The 15,535-nt window shown below is 67.3% G+C and carries 14 protein-coding genes; 8 read left to right on the top strand and 6 right to left on the bottom strand.

What is annotated here, in order from left to right; translation table 11 throughout:
• The first annotated feature begins 27 nt into the window (after positions 1–27).
• The 5 genes from ACYVDK_RS00430 to ACYVDK_RS00410 are packed head-to-tail and all read left to right on the top strand — an operon-like array spanning position 28 to position 6,049.
• Entirely contained in the window at positions 28–1,014 is a 987-nt protein-coding gene (locus tag ACYVDK_RS00430; RefSeq protein ID WP_460516333.1) for an ABC transporter permease, read from the top strand.
• Entirely contained in the window at positions 1,014–1,955 is a 942-nt protein-coding gene (locus tag ACYVDK_RS00425; protein WP_460516331.1) for a carbohydrate ABC transporter permease, read from the top strand. Before ACYVDK_RS00430 ends, ACYVDK_RS00425 begins: the two co-directional genes overlap by 1 nt.
• Entirely contained in the window at positions 1,952–2,626 is a 675-nt protein-coding gene (locus tag ACYVDK_RS00420) for a rhamnogalacturonan acetylesterase (protein WP_460516328.1), read from the top strand. The genes ACYVDK_RS00425 and ACYVDK_RS00420 overlap by 4 nt, the downstream gene beginning before the upstream one ends.
• Positions 2,623–3,303 (top strand): DUF1961 family protein, encoded by a 681-nt coding sequence (locus ACYVDK_RS00415; protein WP_460516325.1) that lies wholly within the window; start codon positions 2,623–2,625, stop codon positions 3,301–3,303. Before ACYVDK_RS00420 ends, ACYVDK_RS00415 begins: the two co-directional genes overlap by 4 nt.
• Complete coding sequence (locus ACYVDK_RS00410) at positions 3,296–6,049, top strand: exo-rhamnogalacturonan lyase family protein (protein ID WP_460516322.1); 2,754 nt, start codon at positions 3,296–3,298, stop codon at positions 6,047–6,049. Before ACYVDK_RS00415 ends, ACYVDK_RS00410 begins: the two co-directional genes overlap by 8 nt.
• On the opposite strand, the gene ACYVDK_RS00405 is transcribed toward ACYVDK_RS00410, so the two are convergent.
• Positions 6,042–6,743 (bottom strand): type II toxin-antitoxin system VapC family toxin, encoded by a 702-nt coding sequence (locus ACYVDK_RS00405; protein WP_460516319.1) that lies wholly within the window; start codon positions 6,741–6,743, stop codon positions 6,042–6,044. The genes ACYVDK_RS00410 and ACYVDK_RS00405 overlap by 8 nt on opposite strands.
• A 130-nt stretch (positions 6,744–6,873) precedes the next feature.
• On the opposite strand from ACYVDK_RS00405, the gene ACYVDK_RS00400 reads away from it, so the two are divergent.
• Positions 6,874–8,619, top strand: a complete 1,746-nt coding sequence (locus ACYVDK_RS00400; protein ID WP_460516480.1) for a glycoside hydrolase family 2 protein — start codon at positions 6,874–6,876, stop codon at positions 8,617–8,619.
• A 12-nt stretch (positions 8,620–8,631) separates the two neighbouring features.
• Here ACYVDK_RS00400 and ACYVDK_RS00395 read toward each other — a convergent pair whose 3' ends face one another.
• Both ACYVDK_RS00395 and ACYVDK_RS00390 read right to left on the bottom strand, forming a co-directional pair.
• Positions 8,632–10,317: a rhamnulokinase gene (locus ACYVDK_RS00395; RefSeq protein ID WP_460516317.1), complete on the bottom strand. Its 1,686-nt coding sequence runs from the start codon at positions 10,315–10,317 to the stop codon at positions 8,632–8,634.
• The gene (locus ACYVDK_RS00390; RefSeq protein WP_460516314.1) at positions 10,314–12,368 is read right to left on the bottom strand and encodes a bifunctional aldolase/short-chain dehydrogenase; all 2,055 of its coding nucleotides are present in this window, start codon (positions 12,366–12,368) and stop codon (positions 10,314–10,316) included. Before ACYVDK_RS00390 ends, ACYVDK_RS00395 begins: the two co-directional genes overlap by 4 nt.
• A 106-nt stretch (positions 12,369–12,474) precedes the next feature.
• On the opposite strand from ACYVDK_RS00390, the gene ACYVDK_RS00385 reads away from it, so the two are divergent.
• Positions 12,475–12,711 carry a DUF4160 domain-containing protein gene (locus ACYVDK_RS00385; protein ID WP_460516312.1) on the top strand — a complete coding sequence of 79 codons (237 nt, stop codon included), beginning with the start codon at positions 12,475–12,477 and terminating at the stop codon, positions 12,709–12,711.
• Positions 12,692–12,931, top strand: a complete 240-nt coding sequence (locus ACYVDK_RS00380; RefSeq protein ID WP_460516309.1) for a DUF2442 domain-containing protein — start codon at positions 12,692–12,694, stop codon at positions 12,929–12,931. Before ACYVDK_RS00385 ends, ACYVDK_RS00380 begins: the two co-directional genes overlap by 20 nt.
• On the opposite strand, the gene ACYVDK_RS00375 is transcribed toward ACYVDK_RS00380, so the two are convergent.
• Genes ACYVDK_RS00375 through ACYVDK_RS00365 form a run of 3 tightly spaced genes read right to left on the bottom strand, consistent with a single transcriptional unit; the run spans position 12,903 to position 15,468 of the window.
• Complete coding sequence (locus tag ACYVDK_RS00375) at positions 12,903–13,835, bottom strand: alpha/beta hydrolase (protein WP_460516306.1); 933 nt, start codon at positions 13,833–13,835, stop codon at positions 12,903–12,905. The genes ACYVDK_RS00380 and ACYVDK_RS00375 overlap by 29 nt on opposite strands.
• Entirely contained in the window at positions 13,832–14,995 is a 1,164-nt protein-coding gene (gene rhaI, locus ACYVDK_RS00370) for an L-rhamnose isomerase (RefSeq protein ID WP_460516303.1), read from the bottom strand. The genes ACYVDK_RS00375 and rhaI overlap by 4 nt, the downstream gene beginning before the upstream one ends.
• Entirely contained in the window at positions 14,992–15,468 is a 477-nt protein-coding gene (locus tag ACYVDK_RS00365) for an L-rhamnose mutarotase (protein ID WP_460516301.1), read from the bottom strand. The genes rhaI and ACYVDK_RS00365 overlap by 4 nt, the downstream gene beginning before the upstream one ends.
• Positions 15,469–15,535 lie beyond the last annotated feature (67 nt).

Genomic DNA, 15,535 nt, shown 5'->3' with positions numbered 1-15,535 from the left:
GGCCGAGCACGAAACACGAGGCACACGATGTCGATACAGAAGCTCGACACGGTCACGGAGTCGCTGCTGGTGCGCGAGACGCGCCCGCCGGTCCGTCCCGTGAGACAGAAACGCCGATGGCTGGCGACCCTGAGCCGCTACAAGTGGTTCTATCTGATGCTGCTGCCGGGAGTTGCCTACTTTGTGGTCTTCCGGTACGCCCCGATGGGCGGCGCGGTGATCGCGTTCAAGAACTACGTGCCGTTCCTGGGCATCTTCGGCAGCCCGTGGGTCGGATGGGCGCAGTTCTCGCAGTTGTTCGGGTCGCCGGACTTCGTGCGGTTGCTGTCGAACACGCTGATCCTGGCGGGGCTGAATCTGTTCATCTGCTTTCCGCTGACCATCGTGGTCGCGTTGCTGTTGAACGAGTTGCGCATCACGGTTCTCAAGCGGTCGGTTCAGACACTGATCTACATTCCGCACTTTCTCGCCTGGACGATCGTCGCAGCCCTCACCTATCTGCTGTTCGCACAGGGCTCCGGCGTGCTGTTCAACTTCTTCAACGGAGTCTTCGGCACCCATGTCGACTTCTTGACGTCACCCGGATGGTTCCGGCCGCTGATCATCCTGCAGAGCATTTGGAAGAGCACCGGATGGGGCACGATCATCTACCTGGCAGCGCTCGCCGGCGTGGACCCGAACCAGTACGAAGCCGCCGTGATCGACGGCGCCGGCCGATGGAGCAGAACCTGGCACGTCACGTTGCCAGCCATCCGCGGAACCATCGTCGTGATGCTGATCCTCTCGATGGGGTCGATTCTCAACACCGGGTTCGAGCAGATCTACCTCATGACGAACTCGCTCAACCGCGGTGTCGCGGATGTCTTCGACACGTACGTCTACTTCGTCGGCATCTCGCAGGGCTCCTACAGCTACGCGACGGCGGTCGGACTGTTCAAGGCGATCATCGGCGTGATCCTGATCGGCGGCGCCAACTGGGTGGCCAAGCGACTCGGACAGGACGGGATCTTCTGATGACGACGGCAACACGTGCACTCGCCACGGTGAGCGCCACGAGAAGACGCGTCCGGGTCAAGCCCGAGCGGTACCGCTACAACACCAGGGCCGGGAAGGTCTTCGACGTCTTCAACTTCGCCCTTCTCACTGCGATCGGTCTGGTCGCGCTGTTCCCGTTCGTGTTCGTGCTGGTGCGCTCGTTCGCGCCGGAGACCGAACTCGAATCCAGTGCCTTCTTCCTCTGGCCGAAGGCGTTCACGTTCGAGGCGTACAACTCGATCTTCTCCACGCCCGCCTTTCCTCGAGCGTTGATCACCACCGTGCTGGTCACCGCGGTCGGAACCGTGGTGCAGCTGTTCCTGACCGTGCTGATGGCGTACCCGCTGTCGAAGCGCGGACTGCCGGGCCGCAATTTCATCATGAGCGGCGTCGTCTTCGCGATGGTCTTCTCCGGCGGCATGATCCCGACGTTCCTCGTCGTCAAGAACCTCGGGCTGCTGAACAACTACCTGGCGCTCATCCTGCCGCTGGCGATCGACCCGTTCAGCCTGATCATTATCAAGAACTTCTTCCAGAACCTCCCCTCGGAGCTCGAGGAGGCGGCACGGGTGGACGGCGCGAGCGACTTCGGGGTGTTCTGGCGGGTGGCGCTGCCACTGTCGAAGCCGGTGCTGGCCACATTCGCGCTGTTCTACGCGGTCGCGATCTGGAACGACTACATGTCGCCACTGCTCTATCTCAACGACAGTTCGATGTGGACGCTGCAGATGTTCCTGCAGCAGGTGACCAGCGCATCCAACCTGCAGACCGCGCAGCAGGATCAGCCCGGCTACATCGCGCCATCGGAGGGCGTCAAGTACGCCGTGGTCGTGGTCTCGACCATCCCGGTGCTGATCTTCTATCCGTTCCTGCAGAAGCACTTCGCCAAGGGAATGCTGATCGGCGCGGTGAAGGGGTGACCATCCATCTGGCCGGCGACTCCACCGTCGCCCCCGCCAAAACCGACGAAGATCCGTTGACCGGTTGGGGCGAGCACCTGGCCGACTATGTGCCCGATGACGTGCGCGACCTCGCCGTCGGCGGTGCGACGACCGGCTCGTTCGTGGCCGAGGGGCGGTGGGATGCCCTTCTCAGTGAGGTGCGCGCTGGCGATTGGGTGCTCATCCAGTTCGGTCACAACGACCAGAAGGAGCGGGAGCTGGATGCCCGGGGCGGCTACCGCAGGCACCTCGACTCGTTCGTGGACGACGTGTGGAAGCGCCGCGCTCATCCTGTGCTGGTCACGTCGGTGGAGCGACGCCTCTTCGAGCACGGGGCGCTGAGGCGAACGCACGGCGCGTATCCGCAGGCGGTGCGCGACCTTGCGAGCGAGCGCGACGTGCACCTGATCGATGCGAATGCGTTCACGCGCTGGTTGTACGAGTGGCTCGGCGAGGAGCGTTCGAAGGCCCTGTTCGTACACCTGGCACCAGGGGTGTCGCCCGTCTGGCCGGACGGGGCGGCGGACAACACGCACTTCAACCATGATGGCGCGCACGCGGTCGCCCGTTTCGTCGCTCGCTCGCTGGACGGCATCCGTCGTCTCGGAGAGCACGAGCCGGCCTGGGGAAAGTGGAAGGTGCGACCGTGAGCGTGATCTACGGCAACCCGCTGCGCGGGCCGACTGACATCGCGGACTGGATCATCGAGGGTCCGATGGGGGCGGCGCAGTTCGGGTCGGCCCAGCAGGAGTCGCCAGGGGCCCAGTGCCTCGAGCTTTTCGGCACAGCCGACGAAGCGGAGCTCGGGGACCATGCGCATTTCACGGTGTGGTGCCCCGAGGAGTTGCCCGACGGTATCCGCGTGGCATGGTCGTTCCGGCCGCTCACCGACGAAGGTCTCGCGATGGTGTTCTTCGCCGCCGCGGGCATCCGTGCCGACCTCTTCTCGCCCGAAATCGCACAGCGCACGGGCCACTATCCCCAGTACCACTCGGGCGACATCCGCACGCTGCACGCGTCGTACTACCGGCGCAAATGGCCGAGCGAGCGCCGCTTCACGACGAGCAACCTGCGTAAGTCGCCGGGCTTCCAACTCGTCGCGCAGGGTGCGGACCCGCTGCCCGGCATCGCCGACGTGGACGGCTTCTATCGCGTGCACGTCGAGAAGGACGGCCGGTCCGTGCGATTCGGCGTCGACGACCTGACCCTGTTCGCCTGGCACGACAAGAGCGACGACGTTCTCGGTGCCGGGCGCATCGGGTTCCGCCAGATGGCACCGCTGCGTGCCGCCTACCGAGATCTCGAGGTGACCTCACTGCATGCCTGAATTCACGAACGACACCGACACGTTGAACGAAACCGCATCCGCGACGAACACGAACAGATTCGACAGCGTGGAGGTGCGCTGGCTCGGCGGCACACCGCCGCGCGAGCTGGAGGGCGCTGTCGCGTTCGGTGCGCCGTTGCCGCGCGGCGTAGTAGCATCCGTGAGCGAACTCGAACTCGTCGACGAGGCGGACAACGCGGTTGCGGCGCAGCTGTGGCCGCTGGCCACCTGGCCCGACGGATCGCTGAAGTGGGCGGCTGTCGCGACGGCGGCGTCGCGGATCGCGTACCGGGTGAGGCGGGCATCCGCCGAGCATGCCGTGCCCGTCGGGCGGCGCGCGCAGGATGCCACTGCACCGGCCCTCCGTGTCACCCACGGACCCGAGGGTGTGAGCGTCGACACCGGCGCGGTGTCGCTTCTGGTGCCCGCGTCGGGGCCCGCTCTCGTGAAGGATGTCCGTGCTGCCGGCCGACGGGTTGCCCGCGACGCGCGGCTGATCAGCCTGTTGCAGACGACGCCACCCGATAACGAGGAGCACCGGAAGCGGGTCGCCTTCGAGAGCGAGGTCGTGTCCGTCGAGCTGGAGCAGAACGGGCCAGTACGAGCTGTGGTGCGTGTGGAAGGCATCCACCGCGCGGCCGATGGCCAACGCCGGTGGCTGCCATTCTCCGTACGGCTGTACTTCACGGCGGGGCGGCCGGGTATCCGCATCGTGCACACGTTCGTCTGGGACGGCGACGCCGAACACGACTTCCTCGCCGGCCTCGGCCTTCGTGTGAGCGTGCCGCTGCGTGCGGCGCTGCACGATCGGCACGTACGCATCGCAGGAGCCGAAGGCGGGGTGTTCGCCGAGGCCGTTCGCGGCATCACGGGGCTGCGCCGTGACCCCGGTGAGACGGTTCGCTCGGCGCAGGTCGCCGGCATCCCGACGCCGCCGGTCGACGAGTGGGCGCCGACCGTCTCCCGAAGGCTCGAACTCATTCCGGCGTGGAACGACGTGACTCTGTCGCAGCTCACGCCAGACGGCTTCACGCTACGCAAACGCACAGCGGCCGGTCACGCCTGGGTGGGCGTCACCGCCGGAACCCGCGCTGCCGGGTACGCCTATCTCGGCGACATCACCGGCGGCGTCGGGCTCGGCGTGCGCGAGTTCTGGCAGTCGTATCCGGTGCAGCTCGACGTGCGGGATGCCGCCACCGACGAGGGCTCGCTGACAGTGTGGCTGCACTCGCCGGAGGCGCAGCCGATGGACATGCGGTTCTACCATGACGGACTCGGGCAGGACGACTACGAGACCCAGCTGGAGGGCCTGGAGATCACGTACGAGGACTATGAGCCCGGGTTCGGCGACGCCCACGGCATCGCCCGCACGCACGAGCTGTGGCTGCGACCGTACGAGGCGACGCCGCCGACGACGGCCTTCGCCGAGCACGCGGCCCTCGTCGCGGATCCGTCGCAGCTCGCCGCCGCGCCCGCGAGCATCCGTTCCGCCGGCGTCTTCGGCGACTGGAGTCTTCCCGATCGAAGCACGCCGGAGCGGGCGCAGCTCGAGGACCAGCTCGACGCGCTGTTCGCGTTCTACCGCGACCAGGTCGACCAGCGCCGGTGGTACGGGTTCTGGAACTTCGGCGACATCATGCATACGTATGACCGTGACCGCCACGTATGGCGGTACGACGTTGGGGGCTACGCGTGGGACAACTCCGAGCTCTCACCAGACCTGTGGCTCTGGTACGCCTTCCTGCGCACCGGACGCAAAGACGTCTTCCGCGTGGCGGAGGCGATGACCCGGCACACGGCTGAGGTGGACACCTACCACGCCGGTCAGTTCAAGGGTCTCGGTTCGCGCCACAATGTGCAGCACTGGGGGTGCAGTGCCAAGCAGTTGCGCATCAGCAACCCCGCCTACCGTCGCTTCTTCTACTACCTCACAGCGGACGAGCGCACCGGCGACCTCCTGCACGAACTGCGCGACAGCGACCGCACGTTCCTGGCGCTCGACCCGACGCGCAAGGTGCGCACGGATGCCGCAACCTATCGCCCCGATCAGCACGCGCTGGCCATCGGGCTGGGCACCGACTGGGGTGCGCTCGCCGCGACGTGGCTGACCGAGTGGGAGCGATTCGGCGACGCGTGGTCGCGTGACCGGCTGGTCGGCACCATGACCGACATCGGAGCGCTGCCGCACGGCTTCCTCACCGGCGAGGCTCTCTACGACCTCACCACCGGGCGCTTCGACACGACACGCGATCGAATTGCGGTGTCGCACCTGAGTGCCGTTTTCGGCCTGGTCGAGATGTGCAGCGAGCTTGTCGACCTCGTCGACGTGCCCGGCTTCCGGGATGCCTGGCTGCAGTACTGCCGTCTCTTCCTCGCCACCGATGAGGAGCAGGCCGCCGCGGTGGGACAGGTGCTGCAGGGCACTAACCTCACCCAGGCGCACAGCCGGCTGCTCGCCTACGCTGCCCACCACACCGAGGATGACGAGTTGGCCAGCCGTGCGTGGCGAGCGTTCGATGCGAGCGGTGAGTTCCTCGCTCGCGGCGACTTCCACGACGCGGATGCCGCCCTGCACGTTCGCACGGTACTCCCGCCCGACGTGATCGCGCCCGTCGACGAGGCCGCGCGGGTGTCCACGAACGCCGCGGCGCAGTTCGGGCTCGCGGCCATCCAAAACCTGGCACTCGTGGGGGAGGCGCTCGCCGAGCGCGGGCACGAGATGCGACGAGAGACGGTCGTCAGGTAGCTAGGAGTGGGTCGAGCCGACGGATGCCCGGCAGATCGTCGAACGCAGGGTCAGGAGACGCGATCGTCTCGATGCAGTGTGCGATCGCAGTTGCCACGTGCGCGGCGTCGCGTCCGCGGATCCTCCGGAGACGCTCGATCAGGTCGAGTGAGAGGTCGGGTATCTCGTGGTCGAACGCGAGGAGAGTGAAGGTCGCGCAGGTGTCCTGCCCCTCGGCGGATGCCCGCACGCGATCCCCGGTTCTCCGTAGCCGATGGTGCACAACCTCCTGGATCGTCGCGACGCTCGCGTACGCGCGTCTTCCGCCTGTGGTCGTCTCGATGAGGAATCGGCGGCAGGCGTCGCTCTCCGGCTTCGAATCACCGAGCGCGTAGGCGACCACAGCCGAATCCACGATAACGGCGTTCTCCATCGCCTCCACGGTGTCCATGAGTCGGCGATCCTCGCCGCGGCCCTCGTAGGAATCCTTCTCGGCCGCCCAGTCGATCGGGCCGAGCCCTGGCGCTTCATCTCCACTGGAGAAGAGGCGATCCAGCGCCGACCGGGCGTCACCCTTGCGTCGTGCAAGCCAATCGTCGACCGCTTCGCGAACGAGCGCCGCCACGCTCCTGTTCTCCGAGGCAGCCTCGGCTTCGAGCGCGGCGTACTGCGCAGGATCGAAGAGAATCTGCACCTCTCGCTCGAGAATCGGCATGCACATACAGCAGCATGTGTATGTGGTCTCTCCTCTCTCCTTTCCCGTCCCACTGCCCTCCGGCCGAGTCGACGAACGTCCACAGCCGAGGCCGGAGTATCCACGGCCCCAGTTCGTGCGCGACGGCTGGATGAACCTCAACGGAGCGTGGGAGTTCGAGATCGACGCGGGCGACAGCGGCCTGGAACGAGGGCTGCTGCATCGGGAACTCGCTGACAGCATCCTCGTTCCGTTCGCGCCGGAGTCGGCGGCGTCAGGGGTGGGCAACACCGACTTCATGGATGCCGTCTGGTACCGCACCCGGTTCACGGTGCCGCACGAGTGGGATCACCTGGCGGGCATTCTGCGCTTCGGCGCCGTCGACCACGACGCCACCGTGTGGGTCGACGGAGTGGAGGCGGTGCGTCACCGCGGCGGGTTCGCGCCATTCCAGGCGCGGCTGGGTGAGCTGACCGCCGGCGACGAGGTCACGGTGGTCGTTCGGGCTCGCGATCTGCGGCACGAGGCGAAGGCGGGAGGCAAGCAGTCCACCTGGTACGGCAACACGGACTGTTATTACACGCGCACGACCGGCATCTGGCAGACGGTGTGGGTGGAGGCGGTGGACCCGCTCCACCTTCGGCGGCTGAAGATCACCCCCGACGTCGGCTCCAGCTCATTCGCATGCGAGCTGGTGCCGAGCCGCAATGCGGCTGGTGCATCGGCGACGGTGCGAGTGCTGGCCGACGGCGCGGTCGTGGCGACGACGACCGTGCGGCTCGACACCGCCATGTCGAGCACGGCGCTGCTGCAGCTCGACGAAGCCGACGTTCGACTCTGGGGGCCGGCGCATCCGTTCCTCTACACGGTCGAGATCGAGATCGTCGACGGCGCAGGCAGAATCACGGATCGCGTGACCTCGTACTCGGGCCTGCGGAGCGTCGCCATCGACGGCGACGCTGTGCTCATCAACGGTGAGCACGTCTTCCAGCGACTCGTGCTCGACCAGGGCTACTGGCCGGAATCCCTCATGACCGCACCCGACGACGAAGCTCTCGTGCGCGACATCCGCCTCAGCCTCGATGCGGGCTTCAACGGCGCCCGGCTGCACCAGAAGGTCTTCGAGGAGCGCTATCTGTACCACGCCGACCGGCTCGGCTATCTCGTCTGGGGCGAGTTCGGTGACTGGGGCGTGTCTGGTGCGGGAACGATCGGCCACAATCAGGGGCCGACCGCATCGTTCGTGACTCAGTGGCTCGAGGCGCTCGAACGCGATGTGAACCATCCGGCGATCATCGGCTGGTGCCCACTGAACGAGACGCATCAGACGCTGCACGATCGCATCACGGTTCTCGATGATGTGACGCGGGGAATGTTCCTCGCGACGAAGCTGGCCGACCCGACCAGGCCGGTGCTCGACGCGTCGGGCTATTCGCACCGCGTTCTCGAGGTCGACGTGTGGGATGCCCACTCCTACGAGCAGGACCCGGCCGCCTTCGCCCATGAGCAGGGCGGGCTGGCGGCCGGCAAGCCGTTCGTCAACACTGAAGACGGCCGAACGATCTCGATCCCGTACTCGGGGCAGCCCTTCTTCGTCTCAGAATTCGGCGGCATCTGGTGGAACGCCGAGCTCGCGCTGAGTGACGACGGACGCTACTCGTGGGGCTACGGGCAGCGGGTGCGCGACGCCCAGGAGTTCCATGACCGGTTCGCCGGCCTGGTGAGCGTGCTCCGCGAGAATGCCGGCATGTTCGGCTACTGCTACACGCAGCTCACCGACACGTTCCAGGAACAGAACGGGCTGTACGACTTCGATCGCCGCCCGAAGTTCGACATGGGCCTCATCCGCGCGGTGCAGAGCCGGGCCGCCGCGTACGAAGCGCGCGAGCGGCGCTGATCCTCGAGCCGATCAGCGGGGCTCGTACCGTGTCGTCGACTGTGTCGCCGCGACGAGCGCGCGCAGCTCGGCGAGGCCGCCGGTGATCGCACCGGCGGCTCTCGCCTGCACGAGCACGTTGCCGATCGCGGTCGCCTCGACAGGCCCTGCGATCACCGGAACGCCGGCCCGGTCGGCCGTCGTCTGACACAGCAGGGCGTTGCGGGCGCCGCCGCCGACGACGTTGATCGACGCCAGGGGAGCGCCCAGCAGAGCGGATGCCTGTGCCGCCGCCCGCGCGAACGCATCCGCTAGAGACTCCACGATGCTGCGAACGAACTCCGGCCTGCTGCGCGGAACGTCGCCGCCCGCCTCGCGACACAACCGCTCGACCCGGGCCGGCATGTCGCCCGGCGGCAGGAGCCGCGGGTCGTCGATGTCGAAGAGGGTGAACGGCACGTCCGGCCCGGAGGCGGCATCCAGGAGCGCGGCGAGATCCATCCCCGCCACGCTGTCCAGCCCCGCGACGCTGTCCACCTCGGCCACGCTGCCCACCTCCGCCGAGCGTGACTCCGCACCGGTACTCGAGCGGAAGCCGCCCCAAGCCCGCACGCACTCGTTGAGCACCCACAGGCCCATCACGTTGTGCAGGAGCCTGGTCGTACCGTCGACGCCGCGCTCGTTCGTGAAGCCGGAGTCGCGGGCATCCGTGGTCAGTACCGGCGTCGGCGATTCCACGCCGACGAGTCCCCAGGTGCCGCACGAGACGAAGACGGATCCGTCAGCGCCGAGCGGCGTGCCGACCACCGCGGAGGCAGTGTCGTGCGAACCCACCGCGACGACAGGCGTCGACTGTGCAAGCCCGGTGCGCTCCGCAGCATCGGCAGTGAGTGTTCCGATGACGTCGCCGGGGCGAACGATCGGCGGCAGGATTCCCGCAGGCACGCCGACGCGCTCCACCAGTTCGGCATCCCACCGGGGTTCCGTCGCTGCGGCGGGCACAAAGCCGGTCGTCGACGCGTTGGTCTCCTCCGCGACCTGGACTCCCGTGAGCCAGTAGGCGAACAGGTCGGGGATCAAAAGGATGCCGTCGGCCCCGTTGGCGATGTCTGCCCGGTCGGCCCCATCACCCCGGTCGGCATCGATGCCGCGCGCGAGAGAGGATGACACAGGGCTGCCGGCTTCGAGTGTGCCGCCGACGTCGGCACCGCGCGTGCTCGGCGTGTGTATGCCGTTACGGACATATACACCTTCGGCAGCGATCAGCGGATCGGCCGCGAACTGGTACATCGTGTTGAACGGCAGGAACTGCAGCCCGTTGCGGGCGTAGAGATCCTCGAACGGCACGAGCGAATGCACGCGCTCCACGCCGCGAGCGTTCCGGCCGTCACGATAGTGGAACGGCTGCGCCACGAGCTCACCGTCGCGCAGCACGGCGTAGTCGACGGCCCACGAGTCGATGCCGATCGACGCGATGTGCCCGCCCGAGCGAGAGGCGGTGACACGGGCATCCGCCAGCCCTTCCAGCACTGCCTCGTGCAGCGCCGCGATGTTCCAGTGCAGGCCGTCTTCGCGTTGCACCGGTTCGTTCGGGAACCGTGCGATCTCCTCCAGATCGAGCACAGGCGGGCCGTCGCCGGACACTCTGGCGAGGATCACTCGACCGCTGGTCGCGCCGAGGTCGACCGCGACGACGAGCGTGCCCGTGCGGGAGGTCATCGCAGGAAGGCGGCGGCGACGCCCGAATCGACGGGGATGTGCAGTCCGGTGGTGCGGCTGAGCTCGGGGCCGGTGAGCACGTAGACGGCGTCGGCGACGTTCTCGGGCACGACCTCGCGCTTGAGGATGGTGCGGTTCGCGTAGTACTGGCCGAGGTCCTCTTCTTTCACGCCGTAGGTCGCGGCGCGGTTGGCACCCCAGCCGGAGGCGAAGATGCCCGATCCGCGCACCACCCCGTCGGGGTTGATGCCGTTCACGCGCACGCCGTGCTCGCCGAGCTCGACGGCCAGCAGCCGCACCTGGTGCGCCTGATCCGCCTTTGTCGCGGAGTAGGCGATGTTGTTCGGACCGGCGAAGACGCTGTTCTTCGACGAGATGTAGACGATGTCGCCGCCCATGCCCTGTGCGATGAGGGCGGATGCCGCGGCCTTCGACACGAGGAACGAGCCCTTGGCCATCACGTCGTGCTGCAGGTCCCAGTCCTTCTCCGTGGTCTCCAGCAGCGGCTTCGAGAGCGAGAGTCCGGCGTTGTTCACCACGAGGTCGATGCCGCCGAACGCGAGCACGGTGGCGTCGATCGCCGCCTGCACCCCCTCGGCGTCCGCGACGTTCGCTGCGACGCCGATGGCGACATCCCCAGGATTCTCGGACGACGCGGCCCCCAGTTCAGCGGCGACCGCTTCGGCCTTCTGAAGGTCGAGGTCGGCCACGACCACGCAGGCGCCCTCGGCTGCGAGACGGGTGGCGATGGCTTTGCCGATCCCGGATGCCGCACCGGTGACGAACGCGACGCGCCCCTGGTGCGTCTTCGGCCTGGGCATGCGCTGCAGTTTGGCCTCTTCCAGCGCCCAGTACTCGATGCGGAACTTCTCCGAGTCCGGGATCGGCGCGTACCGGGAGATCGCCTCGGCACCGCGCATCACGTTGATCGCGTTCACATAGAACTCGCCCGCCACGCGCGCGGTCTGCTTGTTCGCGCCGAAGCTGAACATGCCGACACCGGGCACGAGCACGATGAGCGGGTCCGCGCCGCGGATCGCAGGGCTGTCGGCCGTCGCGTACCTGTCGTAGTACGCCTGGTAGCCCGCCCGATACCGCTCGTGAAGCTCCTTCAGCCGGGCGAGCTGCTCGTCGGCGGATGCCGTCGCCGGCAGGTCGAGCAGCATCGGCTTCACCTTCGTGCGCAGGAAGTGATCGGGGCAGCTGGTGCCCAGCTCCGCCAGTGCCGGCGCCTTCTCGGATGCCAGGAAGTCCAGCACGACGTCGCTGTCGGTGAAGTGTCCCACCATCGGCTTGTCGTGGGATGCCAGCCCCCGGATCGTGGGAGCCAGCTCGGCGGCGCGGGCCCGGCGGTCGGCATCCGGCGGCGCCTGAAACCCGGGTCGCAGCCCCCCGAACGGTTCAGGGCGCCCGTGCTCGGCGATGTAGTCCGCTGCGGTGCGGATGATCCACCCCGAGTTCGCCTCGGTCTCCTCGGAGGTGTCGCCCCACGCGGTGATGCCGTGCCCGCCGAGGATGCACCCGATGACGTCGGGGTTGTCCCGCTTCACCGCGGCGATGTCGAGCCCGAGCTGAAACCCAGGTCGACGCCACGGAACCCACGCCACCCGGCCGCCGAAGGCATCCGACGTCAACCGCTCCCCGTCGGCGGCGGTCGCGAACGCGATGCCCGAGTCCGGATGCAGGTGGTCGACATGCGCGGCATCGACCAGGGCGTGCATCGCCGTGTCGATCGAGGGTGCTGCGCCCCCCTTGCCGTGCAGACAGTAGTCGAACGCGGCCACCATCTCGTCCTCGCGCTCCACACCCGCATACACGCTCTCCAGCGCACGCACCCGGTCGAGCCGCAGCACCGCCAGCCCGTGCTCGGTCAGCGTGCCGAGGTCACCCCCTGAACCCTTCACCCACAACAGTTCGACCGGCGCGCCGGTCACGGGGTCGGTCGCGGAACCCTTCGCAGACGTGTTCCCGCCCGCATAGTTCGTGTTGCGCGGGTCGGCGCCCAGCCGGTTGCTCCGCGCGATCAGTTCGGCGACGGCTTCGTCCGTCATCTTGTCCTCCACAGGTGAGGGTCGTGCCGCCGGTTCCCCGGCTGGGTCCGATGCGGCGATTCGGTCCGGTGTCGGCTTCTACGTTCGTCATTCAGAAAGGGACGGAATGCCGACGGTTATGCGACGTGGTGGATTCCGCGTGTTCTTCTACGCCGCGGATCGAGTTGAGCCGCCCCACGTGCACGTTGCCAAGCAGTCGTGCGAGGCGAAGTTCTGGTTGGCGCCGGTAGAATTGGCGCTCAACGACGGGTTCGCGAGTCAGGAATTGACGAAGATCCGAACGATCATCATCGAGAACCGCGAATATCTCTGGGAGGTGTGGCTTGAGTTCTTCGGCACTTGACACGCGCGCCACGGATGTGAGCGTGACTCCCGAGTACCTCACAGTGGCATTGCACGATGGGCGTCGCATCTCGGCTCCACTTGAGTGGTTTCCCCGGCTGCTCAATGCAACCGATGAGCAACGCAAGGACTGGCAGTTCATCGGAAGTGGTTCAGGCATCCACTGGCAACAGGTCGACGAAGACATTTCCGTCAACCTCCTGCTCGGGCTTCCCTGCTGACGGGAGAAGCCAGCGCCAGAATGCGCTCAGAGAAGCGCTCGAGCGAGGCGGATGCCGCGGCCTCCTCCGGCCGGTTCAGGTGACCGTGCGTGGTCCCGGGCTCAGTCGAGGCGTCGATCTCGACGCCCGCCCGACGCAGGGTCTCGGCGAAGACCTCGCCGGAGACGCGCAGCTCATCCGTGTCGCTGTTGATCATGATCGTGGAGGGGAAGGATGCCAGCTGCTCGGCCGTCGCCGCCCCGGGCACCGCGTAGACCGGCACCTCGTCACCCGGCAGCTCATCGAGCGGACCACCGAGGTAGTTCTGGTACATGAGCCCCACCCACGACGGCGTGAAGATGCGGGCTGCGGGATCCGCCGCAGCATCGAGCGCCGCTCGCAGCTCGGTGTCGGGCACGGGCTGCGTCGCGAGCAGCGTCGGATAGGCGAGCACGGCCAGCGCGGGAACCGGGCCGCCTTCGTGCGACATCCGCAATGCCGCCCCGGCAGCGATGTTCGCGCCCGCGCTGGCACCGCCGATCGCCCACGGCCCCGACGAAAGGCCGGACTCGACGGCCCAGCCGTATGCGAAGACCGCCTCGTCGACGGGAACGGGATAGTGCACTCCCTCCGGCGCGATCTCGCGACCGAGCGGAAGCGCCCGCTCCGCTGGCCATGGCGCCAGCCGATAGTCGAGCGAAACGACGAGGATGCCCCGCGCGGCGAGGCCCCTCGACACCCAGTCCCCTTCCGGCATGTCGAGGTCGCCGCCGGAGAATCCGCCGCCGTGCAGCCACAGCAATGCGGGACCCGCCGGCGAATCCGGTCGGTAGATGCGCACACGGAGCGGACCGTGAGGCCCCTCGAGCAGGCGATCTTCGGGGGCGGAGGTGGCGCGAGTGTCTGTGGAATCCGTTGTGGTCACGCGCCCCATCCTGCCTGGGTTCCGCCGACGCGCTCGTCTTCGATGCGCTGCTGGTAACCGGATGCCGCATACGCCGCTCCGGGGTCTCGCTGCAGTCCGCGCGACTCCCGCCAGTCGGCGAGGTCGTGGCGAACATCCGTGTAGAAGGCATCCATCACGACGTCGTTCGCCGCCAGCACGTCGCCGGCGTTCTGCGCGGCGGTGAGCGCATCCCGGTCGACGAGCAGCGCGCGGGCGGTCATCTCCTGCACGTTGAGCACGGAGCGGATCTGCCCGGGAACCTTCTTCTCGATGTTGTGACACTGGTCGAGCATGAACGCCACGTCGGGGTTCGCGTAGCCGCCGCCGCGGATCACCTCGAGCAGGATGCGGAAGAGCTGGAACGGATCCGCCGCCCCCACGATCAGGTCGTCGTCGGCGTAGAACCGCGAGTTGAAGTCGAACGAGCCGAGCTTCCCGAGCCGCAGCAGCTGCATCACGATGAACTCGATGTTCGTGCCCGGCGCGTGGTGACCGGTGTCGAGACAGACGACCGCGCGATCGCCGAGCGCGCTGACCTGGGTGTACGAGGTGCCCCAGTCCGGCACGTCCGTGTGATAGAAGGCGGGCTCGAAGAACTTGTACTCCAGCACAATGCGCTGCCCGTCGCCGATGCGCTCATAGATCTTCGACAGCGAGTCGTGCAGGCGGTCCTGACGGCCGCGCATGTCGTCCTGGCCCGGATAGTTCGTGCCGTCCGCCAGCCAGATCTTCAGGTCTCGGCTGCCGGTCTCGTTCATGACGTCGATGCACTCGAAGTGGTGATCGATCGCCTTCTGGCGAATGCGCGGGTCGGAGTGCGTGACCGATCCCAGCTTGTAGTCGTCGTCCTGGAACGTGTTCGAGTTGATCGTGCCGAGCTCGACGCCGTTGTCTTCGGCGTGCTTCTTCAGGTCGGAGTACGAGGGCACCTTGTCCCACGGAATGTGCAGCGCCACGCGGGGAGCCAGGCCCGTGTACTTGTGCACCTGGGCGGCATCCGAGATCTTCTCGAACGGATCCCGCGGCGTGCCGGGCGAGCCGAACACCTTGAAGCGGGTACCCGAGTTGCCGAACGCCCAGCTGGGCAACTCGATCACCTGGCGGCCGAGCAGCTCGAGCGTGTCTGACGAGATGGTCATGTGGTTGCCTTTCGTGCCTCGCCCACGACGCCGTGGGTCTGATGTGACGTTTCGAACTCGGATGCCTGCGCGTGCGGCGCTTGCACTTCCGACGCTTGCCTACCGGTTACCTGTGTCTCGGATGCCCGGGGAAGTGCCCGCAGCAGCCCCTCGAGATAGAACACTTCGGGGAGCTGCTCGGACGACTGGTCGGCGCGCCCGTCGAGCGCGACGAAGAAGCGTGCCATCTCCGCTTCCCAGCGTGACGCGACCTCCGACTGCGCCAGATAACGCTCGCTCTCCGCAGCGTCGTCTGTCTCGAAGTATCCGACGAGGTCGCCGTCGTCCGCCAGGAACAGCGAGTAGTTGCGGCGGCCGGATGCCTCGATCTCGCGCAACATCTGAGGCCACACGCTCGCATGCCGGGCGCGGTATTCGCCGAGAAGCTCCGGCCGAACTTTCAGCCGGAAGCACACCCGTTGCGTCGACACCATCGGCCATCCTTTCGTGAGCAATTGAATCGTTTCATATTCCGACCTCGATCACAAGTGTGAGCGAGGC

Source organism: Humibacter antri (genome assembly GCF_054777235.1).
The sequence above is the reverse complement of the archived record's forward strand: the minus strand, read 5'-3'. Positions and strand labels throughout refer to the sequence as shown.